The sequence below is a fragment of the Ensifer sp. R1-3 genome, assembly GCF_056739175.1.
Genome location: NZ_CP096515.1, coordinates 1399689 through 1420988, shown reverse-complemented (window position 1 = coordinate 1420988; position 21300 = coordinate 1399689). Strand labels below are relative to the sequence as shown.

The following is a 21300-nucleotide window of genomic DNA, read 5'->3' as shown; positions in this document are numbered from 1 at the left end:
GGCCGTCAGCAGACCGTCTTGCCGCACGCACGCATGTTGGCGACTTTCTGTTCGATCTCAGGCGCCCCGACAGCGCCGAAGACCGCCTCGTTGCCGACGACATAGGAAGGCGTTCCCGTGATGCCGAGCTCGTTGGCGAGCGTATAGGCTTCGCGCACCGAGGCATCATACGGTCCGTCATCCATCTTTTCGCGCAACTGCGCTTCGGTCACCCCGAGCTTGGCCGCAACGGCGATCGCGGTTTCCTCCGTCGCCCGTTCCTCTGCCCCGAGCAGGGCGCGATGGAAATCGCCGTATTTCTCCGGTGCGATCACGCGGAAGGCGGCGCTGACCTTGTGGGCCGCGAGCGAATCCGGTCCGAGAATTGGGAGCTCCTTGAGAACGAATCGGACATTCTTGTCCTTGGCGAGGATGTCGTCCATGTCGGACATGGCCCGTTTGCAATAGCCGCAGTTGTAATCGAAGAACTCGACGATCGTCACATCGCCATCCGGATTGCCGAGGGCTATGTCGTAGTCAGAGTTGAAGATCGCCTTCTTGTTGTCGGCGATTGCCGCCTGGGCGGTTTCCTGCTGCTTGGCCCGCTGCTTGGAGGTGAGCGCTTCCTGCACTTCCAGCATGATCTCCGGATTGGCGAGCAGGTACTCCTTGATGAAGGCGCCGAATTCCTCCTTCTGCTTGGCATCGAGCGCCGCCGCCGGCCCGGGCAGGGCGACGCCGGCAGCAAGCGCGATCAGGGATGCTGCGGCAATCATCTTCATCTTGAGCGTCATTCTTTCCTCGTGGTCTGCTGTTCTATGTCGGTCGTAGAGTCCGCACGCTTGCGTCAATGCGCCAGTTTGAAGACGACGACAAGTCCCGGCTTGCGCCGATTGGTTGAACCATAGGACCTGGCCCGGGCAAACGAAACGGCAAAATGGGCCGAATTGCGGCGTTCGCGGACTTGTGAAGCCGTAAGCGATGGGGCAAAGGGCATAGAGAAACTCGTGAGGACCAGTCATTTGGCACAGATGTCGAAACGCAGCGCAGTCGAGCCGTTCCACGCCATGGACGTGCTGGCCGAAGCCACGCGGCGGCGCGATTGCGGCCACCCGGTCATATCCATGGCGGTCGGTCAGCCCGCGCATCCGGCGCCGAAAGCGGCACTCGATGCTGCAAGGAGGGCGCTCGATCACGGTCGGCTCGGCTATACGGACGCTCTTGGCACACTCTCCCTGAAGAGGGCGATTGCCGCTCATTATCACAGCCGGCACGGCATCACGCTCGATCCGCAGCGGATTGCGGTGACGACCGGATCGTCGGCCGGGTTCAATCTCGCTTTTCTCGCCCTGTTCGATCCGGGCGATCGCGTGGCCATCGCCCGGCCGGGCTATCCCGCCTATCGCAACATCATGGCTGCGCTCGGCCTCGAAGTGGTCGAGATCGAAGCCAATGCCGAGGCCGGCTTCACTTTGACCCCGGACAGCCTCGAGCGCGCCGCGGCACGTGCCGGAAAACCGCTGAAGGGCGTGCTTCTCGCAAGCCCCGCGAACCCGACGGGAACGGTGACCGGCAAGGCGCAGCTGAAGGCGCTCGCCGACTATTGCCGGGACCACTCGATAGCCTTCATTTCCGATGAGATCTATCACGGCCTTACTTTCGCCGGGGAAGAGACGACGGCGCTTGAAGTCGCCGACGACGCCGTCGTGATCAACTCCTTCTCCAAATATTATTGTATGACCGGATGGCGCATCGGCTGGATGGTTCTGCCCGAGGCGCGGGTGCGTGCCTTCGAGCGCATCGCGCAGAGCCTCTATATTTCGCCGCCGGAGCTATCACAGATTGCCGCAGAGGCGGCCCTCGGCGCGCATGAGGAGCTCGACGGCTACAAGCGCGCCTATGCCGCGAACCGCGCATTGCTGCTCGAACGGCTGCCGCAGATCGGCTTTTCGATCGCCTCGCCGATGGACGGCGCATTTTACGCCTATGCGGATGTCAGCCGCTTCACCAATGACAGCATGGCCTTCGCCCGTCGGATGCTGGCCGAGATCGACGTTGCGGCAACGCCCGGCTTCGACTTCGATCCCCTCGAAGGGCATCGCACCATGCGCTTTTCCTATGCGGGCGCGGCTACCGAGATGGAGGAGGCGATGAACCGCATCGCGCGCTGGCTGGCCTAGATCACGATGTTTTTAGGTCGGGTCGACCTAAAAACATGAACGTGATCGATTCCAATAGTTTAGAGCGGGATGCGGGCGGAAAACCGCACACACTTTTCCTCATCCCGCTCTAAGGCCTGTTGAGGTTCATCCGGAGTTTATGACGGCTGCTGCGAGATGGGTGATGGCGTTGGAGCTCTGGGCTGTTTTGTCGGCGCGCATGGCCTGGCTCTAACCGGCCTGTGAAACCTATCGGAGGACTGCAATCTCTCCTCACCTCATCCTGTGACGAGCACAGGGATGAGGTAATCAAACAAGCCGCCCCGGGTATCCCGGATCTCAACAGGCCTTTAGAGCGCTTCACGTTTCACTGGACGGCGAAACGCTTTCGGTCGTTCGACCAAGCACCTCCGACGGAGAGCTGTCATGCTTTGCGTGGAAGTGCTCTGCTCCAGACATGGGTATCCGCACATCGGCCGGTTACGCGTGGCTTACCAATTGCCGGGGTCTGCAGTGTGATCGACACTGGCAAATTCATCTGCCTTTTTCCGGTCCAGTGTCAGGCTGGTTGCAATCTTCGTTTCATCCGTGACCGAATAATGCAGAGGTGCCGGCCCGTTGGTCAGTTGCTGATACATGAGCAAGGCGGCCTCCTCGGCAGTGTCGGCTTCGAACTCTTCCGTAACGATGACTGTGAACTTGCGCATGGCCTCGTCCTCCCTTCGGGAAAGTATAGAGCGGGATAAGGAAAAGCGTGTGCCGCTTTCCGTCCGGAAAGTGCGGAGTTTTCAAAGAGGCAGGTCACAACTGAGCCGCCACGCGGCCCCAGCCATGAAAAAGCCCGGATCGCTCCGGGCTTTTTCCTATTCTTCTTAGAAGAAACCGCGGCGCTGCCACCAGCCGCCCTTTTTGGGTTTTGTCGGCTCCTCTTCGCCCTCGCCTTTGCTGGACGTCACGACCGGCTCGGTAGCGATCGCCGACAGATCCCGGTTTGCGCGCGCGGGCTTTGCGCCTTCCAGATCGGCAACAGCTTCCTCCACGGCCTCGGGGGCGGCTTCGGTTGCTTCGGGTTGGGCCTCGACGGTCTTCTCGGCTACTTCATCGACACTCTCGGCCGGCTCCTCGGCCTTGACTGCTTTCTTGCGGCTGCGCCGGGGTTTTGCCGGTTTCGGCTCCTCCGCTGCTGCCTCGACGGCAGCGGCTGCCGCGATATCCGGTGACGTCTCCTCGGCTGCCGCGGCTGGGGCGACTTCCGCCTCTGCGTCGTCGCCGGCTCCTTCGCCGGCTTCTGCAGCCATGCCGGTCTCGCCCTCGGCTTCGGCCAGTTCGTCCTGACGACTGCGGCGGCCGCCACGCTTGCCGCGGCGGCGACGCTTGCGCTTCTGCTCGCTATCGCCATTCAGGGCATCCGTAGCGTCGCCTTCATCCTCGGCATCGTCCACGGCGGCTTCGTCGCCGGTCTCGTCCTCAGCCGCGTCGGCGGCGTCAGCGAAGGCTTCGTCCGCCCCCTGACCCGCACCCTTGCCGCGCCGGCGGCGACGACGCTTGCGCTTGCGGCCGCCTTGTTCGTCGGTCTGCCCCTTTTTCGGGTCCTGACGCTCGGCAGCAATCTCTTCCACTTCCTCTTCGTCGGACTCCTCCTCGATGAGGACCTCTTCTTCGTCTTCCGGCTCCGGCTCGAACTGCAGGATCTGGTCGATCCTCACCGGATTTTCGACCGGTTCACCGCGATCGATCGCGAAGTGCTGCGCACCGACATGAGCGTCCGCTTCGATGAAGATGGAGACACCGAAGCGCTGCTCGTAGTCCGTGATCGAACTGCGCTTCTGATTGAGCAGGTAGAGCGCGATATCGGGTGTCGTCCGCACGCTGATGTCGTGCGTGGTGTTCTTGAGCAGATGTTCCTCGATGCCGCGCAGGACATGCAGGGCAACGGAGGATTGCGAGCGAATGTGGCCCGTGCCGTTGCAGTGAGGGCAGGTCTGCATCGTGCTTTCCAGCACCGAGGCGCGGATGCGCTGGCGAGACATTTCGAGCAGGCCGAAATGCGAGATGCGGCCGACCTGGATACGGGCACGATCGTTCTTCAGGCAATCCTTGAGCTTCTTCTCGACGGAGCGGTTGTTCCGCTTCTCTTCCATGTCGATGAAGTCGATGACGATCAGGCCGGCAAGGTCGCGAAGGCGCAATTGCCGCGCTACTTCCTCGGCTGCCTCGAGATTCGTCTGGAGAGCCGTATCCTCGATCGAGTGCTCGCGCGTCGAACGACCGGAGTTCACATCGATGGAAACCAGAGCTTCGGTCTGGTTGATGATGATGTAGCCGCCCGACTTCAGAGTCACCTGCGGCTGCAGCATGCGATCGAGCTGTGCTTCGATGCCGGAGCGGGAGAAGATCGGATGCACGTCGCGATAGGGCTGCACCACCTTTGCGTGGCTCGGCATCAGCATCTTCATGAAGCCCTTGGCTTCCTTGTAGCCTTCCTCGCCCGAAACGACGATCTCGCTGATGTCCTTGTTGTAGAGGTCGCGGATCGATCGCTTGATAAGGCTGCCCTCCTCGTAGACGAGGCAGGGGGCAGTCGAGTTCAGCGTCAGCGTGCGGACGTTCTCCCACAGGCGCATGAGATATTCGAAGTCGCGCTTGATCTCGACTTTCGTGCGATTGGCTCCGGCGGTGCGCAGGATCACACCCATCCCCTGCGGCACGTCGAGACCGCGGGCGATCTCCTTCAGACGCTTGCGGTCCTGCAGATTGGTGATCTTGCGCGAAATACCGCCGCCGCGCGCCGTGTTCGGCATGAGAACGGAGTAGCGGCCGGCGAGCGAAAGATAGGTCGTGAGTGCCGCACCCTTGTTGCCGCGCTCTTCCTTTGCGACCTGCACCAGCAGGATCTGCCGGCGCTTGATCACTTCCTGGATGCGGTATTGCTTGCGCGGCTTGCGGATATGACGATCCGCCACCTCTTCCATGGCATCTTCGGCGCCGACGGATTCGATGATTTCCTTTTCGCCGTCGTGATTGTCGTCGTCATCGTCGTCGTCACGCTGACGGCGCGCGTCGATATCCTCGGAGATCGAGTCGGTATCGACCACCGCGGCCATTTCGTTCTTGTCGCCTTCGCCGTCTTCCGACGGGCCGCTTTCAGGCGCCACGGCCTCTTCGTCGGCCTTCGGCTTCGCGCGGCGGGTACGCTTCGGCTTGGCCTTGGCCTTCGGCTTCTCCGCAGCGGCCTCAGCGGCTTCTCCGGCTGCCTCGGCGGCTTCGGCCTGTGCCACGACTTCGGCAACCGTATCGCCAGCCGGCGCGAATTTCTGTTCCGCCACGGTGTCGTTCGGCTCGTCATCGTCGCGGCGAGCCTCTTCGGCTTCCGCCTTCAACAGGGCCTGACGATCGGCGAGGGGAATCTGGTAGTAGTCGGGATGGATTTCGGCGAAGGCCAGAAACCCGTGGCGATTGCCGCCGTAATCGACGAAGGCCGCCTGGAGCGACGGCTCCACTCTGGTTACCTTCGCCAGGTAGATATTGCCGCGGATCTGCTTCTTATGTTCCGATTCGAAATCGAATTCTTCTATGCGGTTTCCGCGTACGACAACGACGCGCGTCTCCTCTGAGTGAGACGCATCGATAAGCATTTTCTCTGCCATCTAAGCTGTGCTCCTCGGCGCGGCGGGACGACAGACAGAGTGCCTTTTTCAAGAAGGCTGTCGAAGACGTCGGAGGCTGCGCCGGATATAAAAGGTCCTGTTTGGCGCAAGCGATGGTGCAGCAGCCAGACGGCAGCCGGAACGCTAAGGTCCCGGGGCCGCTCTACTTCTGACCGATACTGCTGAGTCACATCAAAGACCAAACAAGAATGCCAATGTCCTGGACCTCTGAAAGAGGCCCGATGAATGCGCCCGCTTGCGGGCATCCGGTGAAATTCACCATCAAGAACTCCGGCCACCGCCGGAAATTTGCGAACCAGTATACGGAGGAGGAAATGCGGCGACGGCGGATGAATTCCTGCGGCCGCGGAAGCTTGATACGGTTGCAACCGGTTGTTCCGGCTCGATCACTCCCTGGCGCCAAGCTCGTCTAAAAGCTCCGGCTGCCCGGCCGACGATTCTATCCCGTCAACACTTTCTCCTTGTGACGCTTTTATGTTTTCCATGTCACATTGGCAAGGGAAAAGCCTTTGCCGCCACAATATTGATCGATTCGCTTGCGCGGGTGTAACCGGACCTTCAGGAGAAGACTGCGCCGGCTGAGGGGCGGTGCGGCGGCCCCCGTGTCAAGCTTTGGTTAACCCTGAGGGTTCATTGGTTGAGGGGCGGATAAGGGCAGCCGGGGAGACCTTCGCCGGTATATTGATTGGATGGATGCGGGGTTTCAGGTGAAGCGTTCGGCGACTAGGCTGTGTTCAATGGAGGCGATCGGGCGTCATCGCGGCATGCGCATGTTCGTCGCTGCCTTTGGTGCCGTTTTGCTTCTCTTGTCACCCGTGGCGGTCGTGCGCGCCGGCGAGCCGGTGCCTCTCCTCGCCTATGCCGCGCGGATTGCCGGCGACGATGCCCGCACGCGCCTGGTCATCGAGTTCGATCGCGAGCCGGCCTTCTCCATCCACTACGTCGCCAATCCCGTTCGCGTCATCGTCGACCTGCCGGAAACGTCGTTCGGACTGAAGCCGGAGAGCCTGCAGCCTCGCGGGTTGTTCGACGCCATCCGCTATGGCGGAATGGGGGCAGGGACCTCGCGGCTCGTGCTCTCCGCCAACGGGCCGACGGAGGTGACCCATGCGGAAGTGAAGCCGGTGGAGGACGGGAAGGGCTTTCGCCTCGTGCTCGATGCTGAGAGGATCGGCCAGGACCGCTTCGACAAGCTCCTGGCCGAGCAGCAGTGGACGGGCACGGTGCCCTCCGCCAAGACCGACCGGCCGGCCGCCGCGCCGCCCCCGAAGGCCGGCGTTTTCGTGGTTGCGATAGATGCCGGGCATGGCGGAATCGATACCGGTGCGATCGGCGGCGTCACGAAAACCGAAGAGAAACATGTGACCCTTGCCTTCGCGAAGGAGCTGGTGGAACGGCTCAATCACGAACCCGGCATCGAGGCGTTTCTGACGCGGGAGCGCGACGAATTTCTCTCCCTGCCTCAACGCGTGCAGATCGCACGCCAGCGAGGCTCCAACCTGTTCATTTCGGTTCACGCCGACACGTTGCGGCAAAAGGAAATTCGGGGCGCCACGGTCTACACGATCTCCGACAAGGCGTCCGACCACCTCGCGGCCGATCTTGCCGCACGCGAGAATCTCTCCGACGAGATTGCCGGGATTCCGCTCGAAAGCGAGCCGGCCGAAGTCGCGGATATCCTCATCGATCTCACCCGCCGCGAAACGCAGGCTTTCTCGGTCAATCTCGCCCGAAGCGTCATTTCCTCGTTTGAAGGGCAGATCAAGCTGATCAACAATCCCCACCGTCATGCGGGGTTCCGCGTCCTGCAGGCGCCGGACGTGCCCTCGGTGCTGCTCGAGCTCGGTTTCCTGTCGAACAAGGAAGATGAGAAGCAACTGCTCGATGCGGAATGGAGGAAGAAGGTATCCACGCTGCTTGCGGACGCCGTGCAGCGCTACCGGAACTCCGCTGTTGCAAACGGCGGTTGAATGCGCAGGGCGTTCCGGGATCCTTGATTTCGCGCCTGCCCGACGCCACTGACTGGGGATGTGATTTGTGTCGAGCCGGTAACAGCGATATGCTTTTCAGCAGATGCGCACCGTATAATCCGATAACAGCCCTATTTTACTCACAATCCGGGCCCCTTAGGGGGAGGGCGTCCCGATTTGTTGGGAAACGGTGTTGATGCTTCAGGTTCCTGGCCATATGAGGGAGCCCAAACGCGTATAACTGCAAATGCCAGACGATTTCTTTGGAAGAGTTTGGCGAGGTCGGCTTCCTTCGCGGAAAACGAGCGTTCGGGCATTCGGCGACCTCGCAATGGGACGATAATTAGATACCGGTACCTGACTGATGATCAGACTGATTGGATATTTTTTCGGCATTGGTGCGTTTCTGCTGCTTGGCACAGCCGCGGCCGTCGCGATCTATCTCGGCGCCATCACGAAGGACCTCCCCGATTACGAGGTTCTGGCCAATTATGCTCCGCCGGTGACGACACGCTTCCATGCGGGTAACGGCGCGCTGATGGCCGAATATGCGCGCGAGCGCCGGCTATATCTGCCCATTCAGGCAATACCCGATCGCGTCAAGGCCGCATTCATCTCGGCGGAAGACAAGAACTTCTACCAGCATCCGGGCATCGACGTGACGGGCCTCGCGCGCGCCATCGCCGTCAACCTGCAGAATTTCGGCTCCGGTCGGCGCCCCGTCGGCGCCTCGACGATCACCCAGCAGGTCGCCAAGAACTTCCTTCTGAGCTCCGACCAGACGCTCGATCGCAAGATCAAGGAAGCGATCCTCTCCTTCCGCATCGAACAGGCCTACAGCAAGGACCGCATTCTCGAGCTCTATCTCAACGAGATTTTCTTCGGGCTGAATTCCTACGGCATCGCCGGCGCGGCGCTGACCTATTTCGACAAGTCGGTGACGGAACTGACGATTGCCGAGACCGCCTATCTTGCGGCCCTGCCCAAGGGGCCGGCCAATTACCACCCGTTCCGCAAGGTCGAGGCTGCGATCGAGCGCCGCAACTGGGTGATCGATCGGATGGTCGAAAATGGTTACGTCACCAAGGCTGACGGCGAGGAGGCAAAGCAGCAACCACTCGGCGTCAAGCCGCGCCGCGGCGGCGCGCACCTCTTCGCCTCCGACTTCTTCGCCGAGGAAGTGCGCCGCCAGATCATCCAGAAATACGGCGACAAGGCCCTTTACGAGGGCGGGCTTTCCGTGCGTACCTCGCTGGATCCGCGGCTGCAGATTGCGGCGCGCAAGGCGCTTCAGGACGGACTTTTGAGCTACGACGAGCGGCGGGGCTTCCACGGTCCGGTGAAAACGATCGAGATCGGCGGCGACTGGGGCGAGCCGCTGAGCAAGATCCCCATGCTCAGCGACGTGCCGGAATGGAAACTGGCGGTCGTGCTCTCGGTAGACAGCGAAGGCGCCGAAATCGGCATCCAGCCGGACAAGGAAGTCTCGGGCAAGATCGTGCCTGAACGGGTGACCGGGCGCATTGCCGCGAAGAACATGCAGTGGGCCCACCGCTCCGCCGGCGGCAAGCGCAAGAGCGCCAAGTCGCCGGAAGAGGTCTTCGGCCCGGGCGACGTCGTCTATGTCGAGCCGTTGGAGGAGGCCGGCGAATATCGGCTGCGCCAGCCGCCGAAGGTTCAGGGCGGATTGGTCGCGATGGACCCGCATACCGGCCGCGTGCTGGCGATGGTCGGCGGGTTCTCCTACGGACAGTCCGAGTTCAACCGCGCGACGCAGGCGATGCGTCAGCCCGGTTCCGCCTTCAAGCCCTTCGTCTACGCGGCCGCCCTCGACAACGGCTATACGCCGGCATCGGTCATTCTGGATGCGCCCATCGAGATCGTCGCGGGCGGTCAGGTCTGGCGCCCCGAAAACTACGGCGGCGGCTCTGCCGGACCGTCGACGCTCCGCCTCGGCATCGAAAAATCGCGCAACCTGATGACGGTCCGGCTTGCCAACGACCTGGGCATGAACATCGTCGCCGAATATGCCGAACGTTTCGGGATCTACGACAAGATGGCACCGCTTCTTGCGATGTCGCTCGGTTCCGGCGAAACGACGGTGCTGCGTCTCGTTTCCGCCTATGCCGTCATCGCCAATGGCGGCAAGCAGATCAAGCCGTCGCTGATCGACCGGATCCAGGACCGTTACGGCAAGACCATCTTCCGCCACGAGGACCGGGCCTGCGAGAATTGCAATGCCGACGATTGGGAAGCTCAGGAAGAGCCGGTGCTGATCGACAATCGTGAGCAGGTCCTCGATCCGATGACCTCCTATCAGATCACCTCCATGATGGAAGGCGTCGTCGCGCGGGGGACCGCGGCAGGCAAGATCAAGCTCGATCGCCCTGTCGCCGGCAAGACCGGCACGACCAATGACGAGAAGGACGCCTGGTTCGTGGGTTACACTCCCGACCTCGTCGCGGGGCTCTATCTCGGCTTCGACGATCCGGCACCGCTCGGGCGCGGGGCGACCGGCGGCGGCCTGTCAGCGCCGATCTTCAACACCTTCATGCAGAAGGCCGTGGAGGGTACTCGTCCCGGCAAGTTCGTGGTGCCGGAAGGCATGAGCCTCATTCCCGTCAACCGCAAGACCGGCATGGCGGCCGTCGAGGGCGAGCCGGACACGATCATCGAAGCCTTCAAGCCGGGAACCGGCCCTGCGGACACCTTCTCGGTCATCGGCGACCTTGACGAATATGCGCCGCCGGAAGAGATATTGAGAACCTCTCCGCAGGCCAACCAGGCGGTAACCTCCGGCTCCAACGGACTGTTCTGAACCCTTTCCATTGCACGCAATGCCCGTCGCCTTTACATCGGCGGCGGGCATCGCTATTTGACCGTCACGTTCGAAAAATCACCTGAAGAAGCAGGATCATGCGCAGCGAAATCGAGAACATCGTCGACGAAATCAAGCAGGCCATAAGCCTGCTGAGGAGGCATCTTTGACTGGGACCAGGCGGTAAGACGACTGGACTGGTTGAACAACAAGGCGGAAGACCCGTCGCTCTGGAACGACGCGGCCGAGGCGCAGAAGCTGATGCGGGAGCGCCAGCAGCTCGATGACGGCATCAATGGCCTGCGCCGCTTCGAGCAGCAGCTCAACGACAACATCGAGCTCATCGAACTCGGTGAAGAGGAGGGCGATTCGGCGATCGTCGCGGAGGCCGAGGAAGCGCTTCGCCAACTGCGCGGCGAGGCGGCGAAAAAGCAGGTCGAGGCCATGCTTTCGGGCGAGGCCGACCAGAACGACACATATCTCGAAGTCCATTCGGGCGCCGGCGGCACGGAAAGCCAGGACTGGGCGAACATGCTGCTTCGCATGTATACCCGATGGGCCGAACGCCAGGGCTACAAGGTCGAGCTCATGGAAATCCAGGACGGGGAAGAAGCGGGCATCAAATCGGCCACGCTCCTCGTCAAGGGGCACAATGCCTATGGCTGGCTGAAGACGGAATCGGGCGTGCATCGCCTCGTCCGCATTTCTCCGTATGACAGCAACGCTCGCCGTCATACGTCCTTTTCGTCCATCTGGGTCTATCCCGTCGTGGACGAATCGATCCAGATCGACATCAACGAAAGCGATTGCCGGATCGATACCTACCGCTCCTCGGGCGCCGGCGGTCAGCACGTCAATACGACCGATTCGGCCGTGCGCATCACGCATATGCCGAGCGGCATCGTGGTGCAGTGCCAGCAGGAACGCTCGCAGCACAAGAACCGCGCCAAGGCATGGGACATGCTTCGCGCGCGGCTCTACGAGGCCGAACTGAAGAAGCGCGAGGAGGCGGCCAACGCCGAGGCGGCATCGAAGACCGATATCGGCTGGGGTCACCAGATCCGCTCCTACGTCCTGCAGCCCTACCAGCTGGTGAAGGATTTGAGGACGGGAGTCGAAAGCAGCAGCCCGGGCGACGTGCTCGACGGTGAACTGAATGAATTCATGGAGGCAGCCCTTGCGCATCGCGTCAGCGGCGGCGCGGATGCGGCCGTCGACGACCTGAGCTGATTGCCAGTGCTCCGGTGTTGAGGGGGCATGCGCGGCGTGCGGCCTACGCTGAAAGCCGCCCCTCATCCGCCTGCCGGCACCTTCTCCCCGCAGGCGGCAGGGCTGTCCGGGGAAAATTCATGCATAGCGGAAGACCATTTGGTTTGGGATGGTCCGGGGTTTTGGTCGGCTTGGATTGACCTGCGGCGGCTTGTGGATTTCGGCGATGCTTTTGCGCTGGAACAGGCACTGGGTGACGAGGTCGGTGAAGCGCAGGATCGGTAGAGGGACGCGGGCGAGGCGGGCGGCGATGCGCAACAGTGCATAGGCGATCATCGCCGCGAAGATCTGCAGGCGGATGGCGTTGTCGTTGTTGCCGAGGAACTTGCGGATCTTGAGGTGCTGTTTGATCCAGCGGAACAGAAGCTCGATCTGCCAGCGATCCTTATAGAGCTGGCCGATCTCGACGGCGGAGCGCTCGAGGTCGTTGGTCAGAAGCGTGATCGTATCGCCGTCCTGGCGCTTGACGATTACCCGGCGCAAGCCGATCGGCAGCTTGGAATCGCCCTTGCTGGCGAGGCTGACCTGGCTGTCTTCGAGGACCAGGAAGCCATCGCCTTGAGGTTGCTCAACGGGGCGTTCAGCGACCAAAGCCAGTCCCATGTTGGTCTTCGGCCGGGTGACGAAACTGGCGCCGGCTTCGGCGATCGCCGTCCACCAGCCGTAATGGCAGTAGCCCTTGTCGAAGACATAGGTTGCGCCCTTTTCGATGGTGATCGTGCGGCCGATCTGGGCGTCGTTGACGTTGGCGTCGGTGATGTCGAGGATGCCTGGACAATCGGCCTTGGGATCATAGACGACATGCAGCTTCATGCCGCGGATGCGGCCGTTCGACTTGGCCCAATCGTACAGCTTACCCAGCGGGATCGGGGTCGAATCGATCAGCCGCAGCATCTTGGTGCCCTCCCGGCGCGTCTGCCGGTCGAGCTGACCGGCCAGAAGCGCGAAGGTCTCGGCGAAGACGGCGACCGGGCGGCGGCGGTTGGCGTCCGACAGCGTCGAGCGCATCAGCCGGCCACTGCCGAGATGGTAATGATGCTGACTGTTGGCGTTGAAGCTCGCCTCCAACCCGCGCAGGCTGGTCGTGGCGCTCAACTGGGCATAGATCAGTGCCACCAGATGATCCCAGCTGGTAAAGCACTTGTCGTAGGCATCCCCGGCATGACGATCCACAATCGCCTGAAAGCTGCGGCGATCAATCGCTTTCAGCAGTTGGGCGAAAATGCTAGGGGTGAACCGCATGCTCCGTCTCCTTTTCTGAGTCTCGAAAACCAGAAAATAGACGGAAAAACGCCGTCTGACGGGGCATGCGCCTGCGACATTTCGATTCACCCGGAACTTTCCCCGGACAGCCCTGCGCAGGCGGGGAGAAGGGACAAGCGGCGCCAACTGAACCCCGCATTCACCGCCCGCCCGAGGGAGCGAGTGGGCGCGGCATATCCCTTCTCCCTCCCTGCGGGGAGAAGGTGGCCGGCAGCCGGTTGAGGGGCAATCCCGACCGAGCGGGGTTGAGGTGGTTGGGTTCCCGAGGGATCCCTTTCATGAGCAGTATCCGCCGCACCGGCGCGCAAGAGATATGTGCATGCCGTAGCGTTCTGACGGGGAGAAGGGACATGCGGGTTCCTCCCTGTGCTCCTTCTACGCCCGTCCTATGCTCCTTCTACGATGGAGAGGGGGCTGGGATTTTGCGGCTTGTCCCTTCGCCCCGCTTGCGGGGAGAAGGTGCCGGCAGGCGGATGAGGGGCGAAGTTCGGTGCTCACATCTAACCCTCAATTCGTCGCCCGCTCGACTTTGATGTCGCCGAGCTCATCGATGAGGACCGTCCAGGACTCGGGCTCGGTCGCGCCAGCGTCGGTCTTCAGATAAACCGTCGCGAACATGCCCGGCTGCGGCGTGATCCCCGTCGAGGTTTCGGGGCGAATATCGGTGACATAGGGTTTCAGCGCCGTGAATTCCTCGAGTTCCGCGGAGGAAACCACCTCGGGGCCGGTCGGAGTGGAGGCGATCTGCTGCAGATGGACCTGCGCGGTGCCGTCCTCCTGTCGAATGGCAATCAGTTTATAATAGCCGCGCCGTCCCCCGGGCGCAGCAGTCTTCGCACTCTTGTCGCCGTCGCTGTTTTCGTCCGGCTGCAGCGCGCCGCCGCTCTCCTCCCAAAAGCCCGTGCTCGTCACGAAGATGACGTTCGGGGGCAGGAGGTCGCTTTCCTGGGCGCATAGCCCGCCTGCGGGCAGGGTCAGGCAGAGCGTTATCAGCAGGGCCTTGTGCATGTGGATATCCTTCGCAACCGAACGCCGGGACCGCGAGGCACGCTACCGCCCGTGATCATACCATATCGCTCGTGCAACGTGTGATTTCAATTGGAGAACTGCTCGGCCAGGATTCGATCGGACCAGGAATGGTCCGGATCCGAAAGGATCCGCGCAGTGAGCTTCTCCGATTCGGCGATGCGGACATGCACGACGGACTTGACTTCCTGGTGATCGGCCACGGCGTTGACCGGTCGCTTGTCGGCCTCGAGGATTTCGATGTCCACTGTTACGTGATTCGGCAACAGCGCCCCGCGCCAGCGCCGCGGCCGGAAGGGGCTGACGGGCGTCAGCGCCAGAAGCGGCGCTTCCAACGGCAGGATCGGCCCGTGCGCAGACAGATTATAGGCGGTGGAGCCCGCAGGCGTTGCCAGAAGCAGCCCGTCGCAGGTCAATTCGTCGAGCCGCGTCTTTCCGTCCACCATGACCTTCAGCTTCGCGGCCTGGTAGGACTGGCGAAAAAGGTAAACCTCGTTGATGGCAAGCGCGGTGAACTTATCGCCGTTGACGTCCGTTGTGCGCATCTCGAGCGGATGAAATGCGTTCTCGTCGGCATTGGCGATGCGCTGATGCAGGTTCTCGGTGCTGTAGCGGTTCATCAGGAACCCGACCGAGCCGCGGTTCATCCCGTAGACGAGCTTGCCGGTATTCATCGTCCTGTGCAGCGTGTGCAGCATGAAGCCGTCGCCGCCCAGCGCGACGATCACGTCGGCCTTGTCCGGATCATGATCCCCATAGACGGCCCGGAGATCCTCGGCCGCCTTCTGCGCTTCCTCCGCCGGCGATGCGATGAAGGCAAGGGAGTTGAACTTGCGGGCCATGAACTCAGTCCGTCTGTCATTGCGGGGGCAGGGGCGCTTCCGCTTGTTTTCACATCAATTTAGGCGGGCGGCGCTGTAGACGCCACGGTCGCTTTTTCTGGCACGGCCTCGGCGCGAACGCATCCGAAAAATTGGGAGAAGCTGCATTTTTGCTTTACACCGGGGGAGAATATGGTAACTCCCAGCGCTAATATGCCCTTATAGCTCAGTTGGTAGAGCGGCTGATTTGTAATCAGTAGGTCGGGAGTTCGAGTCTCTCTGGGGGCACCAAAATCCCAAAAATAAACACGCCCGTACAAGCTTCATCCGATTGAACCCTGGGGTCCGGCAGAATTCCATCGGCCCGAAGTGGCTGTAGCCGCCTGACCGTCGCATCAAATCTCGAACGATGCCGCTGGCCTCGGATCGACCTCGCGGCAGCGCTCCAGCGCCTTGATCAGATTTTCCGCCAGAAAGTCGATGAGGGCGCGGGTCGCGGGCAGCAGGCCGTGGCGCGAGGGGAAGACGAGGTGGACCATGACGTTGCCGGAGGTCCACTCCGGCAGGACCGGAACGAGGGCGCCGGTTCGGAAGGCGCGCTCGCAAATATGGTCGGGCAGCAGCGCTATGCCCATGCCTTCGATGGCCGCGCGCTCGAGGATGAGAAAATCGCTGCAGCCGACGACGGGCCGGTGCGCGATCTCGATCGCTCCCCCGGTTGCGTGTACGAGCCGCCAGACATCATTGGGGTGCTGTTCGTTCATCGACAGCGTCGGCATTTGCGAAAGATTGTCGGTCGTGATCTCGCCGAGGCGCGCGAGAAGCGTCGGGCTGGCGGCGAGGCGTTGGCGCACCTCGCCGAATTTGCGGACGATCAGCTGGCTGTCGGTGTCGAGCTGGTCGCGCGCGCGCAAGGCCACGTCGATCCGTTCCTCGATCAGATCGATCCGCCGGTTGGAGGCGGTGATCAGCAGGCGGACGCCCGGATATCGGCGGTGGAAGGCGGGCAGGATGTCGGCGAGCATCGGTGTGAAGCCGATAGGACATGCGAGCCGGACGACGCCTGTCGGCTCGGCGCGCACTGCGGCGATCTCGGCTTCGGCTGCGGCCACGCCGTCGAGCAATCCCTGGGCGTGCTCGTAGAAGATGCGGCCGACCTCGGTCATCCGAAGCTTGCGCGTCGAGCGCTCGAGCAGACGCACGCCCAATTGCTCCTCCAGGCGTGCGACATGTTTGCTGAGCTTGGATTTCGGCACGTTCAGGTCGCGCGCGGCGGCGCTGAAGCCGCTGTGCTTGACGACTGCGGCGAAGAGCGCGATATCGTTGAGATCCTGCATGCGTGCCTCCCACCAAAGGCGCTATCGATGATCGGTGCAGCTCGTCGTCCATTGGAGGGCGACGATTGGAGCCCAGGCGGCCACCTGTTCGCGATATATGCCGAATTGTTTCCCTGGGGAAACGGAATGTCAAATATTCGCTGACTTATCGAAGGATTGTTTGCAGATCATATGTGATGCACCGCAACGTAAGCAAAGGTGCTTCCCATGAAAATCCTTCACATCGACTCCGGCATTCTCGGCGAACACTCCGTCTCCCGCCGCCTGACATCGGCAATCGTCTCGCAGCTCAAGGCTGACCGGCCCGATGCGGAGATCACCTATCGGGATCTCGCATCCGAACGCGTTCCGCACCTGACCGGCGCACAGATCATGGCGCCTGCAGATCTCGAAGGTGTCGACGCCCTTTTGGCCGCTGATGTTCGCATCGGCCGCCAGATGCTCGAGGAATTCCTGGCTGCCGACACGGTCGTCGTCGGTGCGCCGATGTACAACTTCTCGATCCCGAGCCAGCTCAAGGCGTGGATCGACCGCCTGGCCGTCGCCGGCAAAACCTTCCGCTACACCGAAGCAGGACCGGAAGGCCTCGCCAAGGGCAAGAAGCTGATCGTCGCCTCTACCCGTGGCGGTCATTATTCGGTCGCCCCGGCTTCCGCCATGGACCACCAGGAAACCTATCTGCGGTCGGTCTTCGGTTTCTTCGGCATAACGGACATCGAGTTCATCCGCGCAGAGGGCCTGAATCTCGGCCCCGACCAGAAGCAGTTCGCCATCGCCGAAGCCGAAAAGACGATTGCCGAGGGCAACGTTCTGAAGCTCGCGAGCTAACCATTCGGCCGGCGCTGTGGCGCCGGTTCGTTGCGGAGGATGCCGGCCGAGCGATCAGCCGGCATTCTCCGTTTCTGATCGGGTCGAAACTGCGCTATTCTGTCGGGCATGAAATGCGTGCGCGCCCTGCGGTTTCTGGCGTTGTCGCTCGCGGCCGTCGCCCTGGTGGCCGGAAGTGTCTCCGCGTCTGCGCCGGGCGGGCGTTGCACCTGCCGACACCGCGACGGAGCGAAATACGAACTCGGGCAGACTGCCTGCATCCGCATCGGCGATATCTCCTATCTCGCGCGCTGCGAAATGAACCTCAACGTCACGACATGGAAAAGATTGCAGGACGGCTGCCCGACGGCGGGGCTCGCCGTGACGATCGTCCCGTCGGCTCCTATCCCTTAAGATGATGTCTCGCCGCGTACATCGCGATGGCGGCGGCATTCGACACGTTCAGCGACTTGATCGCGCCGGGCATGTCGAGCCGGGCGAGCGCCTTGACCGTCTGCCGCGTCTTCTGGCGCAGGCCCTTGCCCTCCGATCCGAGCACGAGCGCGATCTTGTCGCCGGCGAATGTGCCTTCGAGCGGCTGCGGTCCCTCGGAATCGAGGCCGATCGTCATGAAGCCGAGTTCGTGGAGCTCTTCGAGGGTGTCGGCGAGATTGGTGATCTGGATATAAGGAATGAGTTCCAGCGCACCCGAGGCCGATTTCGCCAAAACACCCGATTCGGTCGGACTGTGGCGCATCGTCGTAATGAGTGCGCCTGCGTCGAAGGCGACCGCCGAGCGCATGATCGCTCCGACATTGTGGGGGTCGGTCACCTGATCGAGAACGAGAATCAAGGGGCAGTCGCGAAGAGCCTCGAGCTTGCGGTGCGGCAGAGGCTGCGTCTCCAGCATCACGCCCTGGTGAATGGCATCGGGCCCGAGTATGCGGTCGAGTTCCTGCGGCATTACGGTCTCGGTCGGAAAGGGGAGCGCCGTGAGATCTCCGAGATCCAGGCGTGCGGCGGCGTTCTGCGTGACCGAGAGGCGGATGATGCGGCGTTCCGGATTGTCGAGGGCTGCGCGGACCGTGTGCAGGCCGTAGAGGAGCACCTGGTCCGGGGCGAGTGCCGGCGGCTTCCAGTCGGCGGGCGGCTTTCCGCGCTTGTCCTGACGCGGGGTTGGAATCTCCCCGCGTTCGCGCCTTGCGTCCCGGTGCGCACGGCGGAGATTTGCATAATGGGTGTCTCTGGCGCTCTTGTCGCCGGTCTTGTCCTTGCTCATGCCGGTCTTATAGTGAGCTTCGCCCCGGGTTGAAACTGATTTCGGAAAATCGCCGCTGCGGCCGCCTGTGGAGAAATTCTGAAAATTTGCATTTCGCCGTGTTGACAGGACGAATGCAGGCGGTCATATACCCGGCGCAGATCGAGGGGCGGCGACAAACGGCGCCGGTTCTTACGCGATCTCAAATGCTTGGTCGATTGATCCCGACAGAAAAATGGAGGGATGCCCGAGTGGTTAAAGGGGACGGACTGTAAATCCGTTGGCTCAGCCTACGTTGGTTCAAATCCAACTCCCTCCACCATTCTGCTTCAGGATCGAAGGCCCGCGGGTATAGCTCAATGGTAGAGCAGCAGCCTTCCAAGCTGAATACGCGGGTTCGATTCCCGCTACCCGCTCCAGCTTCTTTTTCAAAGCATAACAAAAATTCCGCTGCACTTTAGGTTTGTGCCGCATGCGCCTGTTTACGTTCTGTTTTCCGGCCTGAGGCGTTGCGCTTTGGGTGCTTCTGCCGCCGCTTGCCGCTGCCTTTCTAAGGAGGCGAGACCTTGCCGTTCCGGCGCACGCAATTAAGTCTTGCGCAAATGCGACGAAACCCTTAAACGGCTCGACAAACCGGCCCCGCCGGCTGATCCATCCGATTTGACCACAGGAAGCGTACCCATGGCAAAGAGCAAATTTGAGCGCAATAAGCCGCACGTCAACATTGGCACGATTGGCCACGTTGACCATGGCAAGACGTCGCTGACGGCAGCGATCACGAAGTATTTCGGCGAGTTCAAGGCGTATGACCAGATCGACGCTGCGCCGGAAGAAAAGGCCCGCGGCATCACCATTTCGACGGCGCACGTTGAATACGAGACGCCGAACCGTCACTATGCGCATGTCGACTGCCCCGGCCACGCCGACTACGTCAAGAACATGATCACCGGTGCGGCGCAGATGGACGGCGCGATCCTGGTTGTTTCGGCCGCTGACGGCCCGATGCCGCAGACGCGCGAACACATCCTGCTGGCCCGCCAGGTCGGCGTTCCGGCGATCGTCGTGTTCCTGAACAAGGTCGACCAGGTCGACGACGCGGAACTGCTCGAGCTCGTCGAGCTGGAAGTGCGTGAACTGCTGTCGTCCTACGAATTCCCGGGCGACGACATTCCGATCGTCAAGGGTTCGGCTCTGGCCGCGCTTGAAGATTCGGACAAGAAGATCGGCGAAGACGCGATCCGCGAGCTGATGGCTGCGGTCGACGCCTACATCCCGACGCCTGAGCGTCCGATCGACCAGCCGTTCCTGATGCCGATCGAAGACGTGTTCTCGATCTCGGGCCGCGGTACGGTCGTGACCGGTCGCGTCGAGCGCGGCATCGTCAAGGTCGGTGAGGAAATCGAGATCGTCGGCATCCGTCCGACGACGAAGACGACCTGCACGGGCGTTGAAATGTTCCGCAAGCTGCTCGACCAGGGCCAGGCCGGCGACAACATCGGCGCGCTGCTTCGCGGTGTCGACCGCAACGGCGTCGAGCGCGGTCAGATTCTGTGCAAGCCGGGTTCGGTCAAGCCGCACCGCAAGTTCAAGGCTGAAGCCTACATCCTGACGAAGGAAGAGGGTGGCCGTCACACGCCGTTCTTCACCAACTACCGTCCGCAGTTCTACTTCCGCACGACGGACGTGACCGGCATCGTGACGCTTCCGGAAGGCACGGAAATGGTCATGCCGGGCGACAACGTCACGGTTGACGTCGAGCTGATTGTGCCGATCGCGATGGAAGAAAAGCTGCGCTTCGCTATCCGAGAAGGCGGCCGCACCGTCGGCGCAGGCATCGTCGCCTCCATCGTCGAGTAATTCCGGTTCGGATCGGACTTCGAACCCCGCGGGCAACCGCGGGGTTTTTCTTTTGGCGATTACCAGATCAACGCTTTTTGAAGCGGTGGGGCGATCTCTTTCGCGTGTGATGTCTGCAACAGTGTTTGCATAGTCCCACACGCGACGTCCGATTATCACGGGACCTTGCCGCCGGTCCGTGTTACCTTCCGGTCCTGACGACTTGCGAATGGCAATGGTTGCGGCCTACAGCGCCGCGCGTCTTTGCCAAACGCGCAAAGGTTTCACTGTAGCGCGTTGAAATTGGTGCATGTCTTGTCCTTCGATCGGTTCCGGTCAAAGGACATATGCAGCAGGATCGGAATCCAATGAGAAGACGTATTTCCACGCGGCTTGCCGCGGCTGGCATCGTTTTGATCTGCGTCGGGAAGTCCCCGCAATTCGCCTCGGCCGCCGATGACCGCCCGCTTATCTGGTCGCCTTCCAAGACCGGAGCCAACGCCTACAAATTCCGGTTCGGCGTTCGCCGGACGGGGCGGTGGAACACGTCCGCCGGCGCCGAAGTCTCGATGGACGCGACACGCTCGGGCAAGATCAATCCGCCCGGCGCGCCGGTCCGCCTCTGGGGAACGGTTTCGCGCGGGAGCGGGCGAGGGGCGGTCACGCGTTCCTCTCAGGTCAGCGTGGATTACAATGCCTTGCGAGGGACCGGCAACTTCGGCGCCGGTACCGCGCGCAGCTGGATCGTCACGCCCACGCTTGATGCGGAGGTCCACAGGAGCATCGCTCTCCAATGCAACGCCTATGAGAACCGGTGCAGCGAACCGAGGCTGACGCAATCCGCCAAGCTCGTGTCTCCCGCAAGCCGTACGTCGCTCACCGTGCAAAGTCAGGTTTCGCGTGACGGCGTCAGCGGTGTGAGCCGGATTGGGGTGGAACAGAATTTCGGAAATCTGCGCCTCGGCGCGGCGGTCGCCGATCCGTTGCTGGCTCCGCGGAGCGTGGTCGATGTCCGCTATAGTCTGAAGTGGTGAATCCGGCAGGAACACCCGGTGGCACGCACGATCGATCTTGCGCAAAGGCGCAAAG

The 21300-nt window shown here is 62.0% G+C and carries 16 protein-coding genes and 3 tRNA genes; 11 read left to right on the top strand and 8 right to left on the bottom strand.

All coding sequences use genetic code 11. The features are described 5' to 3' along the window. Nucleotides 1-5: 5 nt before the first annotated feature. Nucleotides 6-773 carry a DsbA family protein gene (locus tag M1D43_RS06870; protein ID WP_003533078.1) on the bottom strand — a complete coding sequence of 256 codons (768 nt, stop codon included), beginning with the start codon at nt 771-773 and terminating at the stop codon, nt 6-8. Nucleotides 774-1001: 228 nt separating this feature from the next. Here M1D43_RS06870 and M1D43_RS06865 point away from each other — a divergent pair, with 228 nt between their 5' ends. Then, nucleotides 1002-2159, top strand: coding sequence for a pyridoxal phosphate-dependent aminotransferase (locus M1D43_RS06865; RefSeq protein WP_003533080.1), 1158 nt, complete (start codon nt 1002-1004; stop codon nt 2157-2159). Nucleotides 2160-2629: 470 nt separating this feature from the next. Here M1D43_RS06865 and M1D43_RS06860 read toward each other — a convergent pair whose 3' ends face one another. Together M1D43_RS06860 and M1D43_RS06855 are read right to left on the bottom strand one after the other, a co-directional pair. Continuing rightward, complete coding sequence (locus M1D43_RS06860) at nt 2630-2845, bottom strand: hypothetical protein (RefSeq protein WP_153314175.1); 216 nt, start codon at nt 2843-2845, stop codon at nt 2630-2632. A gap of 165 nt (nt 2846-3010) precedes the next feature. Continuing rightward, nucleotides 3011-5785, bottom strand: a complete 2775-nt coding sequence (locus M1D43_RS06855; protein WP_153314177.1) for an Rne/Rng family ribonuclease — start codon at nt 5783-5785, stop codon at nt 3011-3013. 758 nt (nt 5786-6543) lie between these two features. Here M1D43_RS06855 and M1D43_RS06850 point away from each other — a divergent pair. The 3 genes from M1D43_RS06850 (at nt 6544) to prfB (ending at nt 11824) form a co-directional block, all read left to right on the top strand. Continuing rightward, nucleotides 6544-7776, top strand: coding sequence for an N-acetylmuramoyl-L-alanine amidase (locus M1D43_RS06850; protein WP_192923464.1), 1233 nt, complete (start codon nt 6544-6546; stop codon nt 7774-7776). A 364-nt stretch (nt 7777-8140) separates the two neighbouring features. Next, nucleotides 8141-10594 carry a penicillin-binding protein 1A gene (locus M1D43_RS06845; RefSeq protein WP_127541600.1) on the top strand — a complete coding sequence of 818 codons (2454 nt, stop codon included), beginning with the start codon at nt 8141-8143 and terminating at the stop codon, nt 10592-10594. A 98-nt stretch (nt 10595-10692) separates the two neighbouring features. Further along, a protein-coding gene (gene prfB / locus M1D43_RS06840) for a peptide chain release factor 2 (protein WP_013844294.1) occupies nt 10693-11824 on the top strand; the annotation gives its coding sequence in 2 pieces (ribosomal slippage) (nt 10693-10761 and nt 10763-11824; 1131 coding nt in all). Between the two features lie 117 nt (nt 11825-11941). Here the strand turns inward: prfB and M1D43_RS06835 are convergent. The 3 genes from M1D43_RS06835 to M1D43_RS06825 form a co-directional block, all read right to left on the bottom strand. Further along, nucleotides 11942-13105, bottom strand: coding sequence for an IS4-like element ISRm16 family transposase (locus tag M1D43_RS06835; protein ID WP_003537933.1), 1164 nt, complete (start codon nt 13103-13105; stop codon nt 11942-11944). Nucleotides 13106-13633: 528 nt separating this feature from the next. Beyond that, nucleotides 13634-14134: a hypothetical protein gene (locus M1D43_RS06830; protein ID WP_010969184.1), complete on the bottom strand. Its 501-nt coding sequence runs from the start codon at nt 14132-14134 to the stop codon at nt 13634-13636. An 86-nt stretch (nt 14135-14220) separates the two neighbouring features. Continuing rightward, the gene (locus tag M1D43_RS06825) at nt 14221-14994 is read right to left on the bottom strand and encodes an NAD kinase (protein ID WP_003533093.1); all 774 of its coding nucleotides are present in this window, start codon (nt 14992-14994) and stop codon (nt 14221-14223) included. Nucleotides 14995-15188: 194 nt separating this feature from the next. On the opposite strand from M1D43_RS06825, the gene M1D43_RS06820 reads away from it, so the two are divergent. Beyond that, a tRNA-Thr gene (locus tag M1D43_RS06820) sits at nt 15189-15264 on the top strand. Nucleotides 15265-15368: 104 nt separating this feature from the next. Here M1D43_RS06820 and M1D43_RS06815 read toward each other — a convergent pair. Continuing rightward, nucleotides 15369-16310, bottom strand: coding sequence for a LysR family transcriptional regulator (locus M1D43_RS06815; RefSeq protein WP_153314645.1), 942 nt, complete (start codon nt 16308-16310; stop codon nt 15369-15371). A 207-nt stretch (nt 16311-16517) separates the two neighbouring features. Between M1D43_RS06815 and M1D43_RS06810 the strand changes: the two genes are divergently transcribed. Together M1D43_RS06810 and M1D43_RS06805 are read left to right on the top strand one after the other, a co-directional pair. Further along, nucleotides 16518-17138 carry an FMN-dependent NADH-azoreductase gene (locus M1D43_RS06810; RefSeq protein ID WP_010969187.1) on the top strand — a complete coding sequence of 207 codons (621 nt, stop codon included), beginning with the start codon at nt 16518-16520 and terminating at the stop codon, nt 17136-17138. A gap of 108 nt (nt 17139-17246) precedes the next feature. Further along, on the top strand, nt 17247-17531 hold the full coding sequence (locus tag M1D43_RS06805) for a hypothetical protein (protein WP_003533097.1): 285 nt from the start codon (nt 17247-17249) through the stop codon (nt 17529-17531). Here M1D43_RS06805 and M1D43_RS06800 read toward each other — a convergent pair. Then, a complete protein-coding gene (locus M1D43_RS06800; protein WP_003533098.1) occupies nt 17521-18396 on the bottom strand; it encodes a TrmH family RNA methyltransferase in 876 nt (291 codons plus the stop codon). The two genes, M1D43_RS06805 and M1D43_RS06800, sit on opposite strands and share 11 nt — an antisense overlap. Before the next feature lie 216 nt (nt 18397-18612). Between M1D43_RS06800 and M1D43_RS06795 the strand changes: the two genes are divergently transcribed. From M1D43_RS06795 to M1D43_RS06780, 4 genes are all read left to right on the top strand, one after another. Next, nucleotides 18613-18697 (top strand) — tRNA-Tyr (locus tag M1D43_RS06795). Between the two features lie 23 nt (nt 18698-18720). Next, a tRNA-Gly gene (locus tag M1D43_RS06790) sits at nt 18721-18794 on the top strand. 262 nt (nt 18795-19056) lie between these two features. Continuing rightward, entirely contained in the window at nt 19057-20232 is a 1176-nt protein-coding gene (gene tuf / locus M1D43_RS06785; protein ID WP_010969189.1) for an elongation factor Tu, read from the top strand. A gap of 347 nt (nt 20233-20579) precedes the next feature. Next, nucleotides 20580-21245, top strand: coding sequence for a hypothetical protein (locus tag M1D43_RS06780; RefSeq protein ID WP_010969190.1), 666 nt, complete (start codon nt 20580-20582; stop codon nt 21243-21245). The last annotated feature ends 55 nt before the right edge of the window (nt 21246-21300 follow it).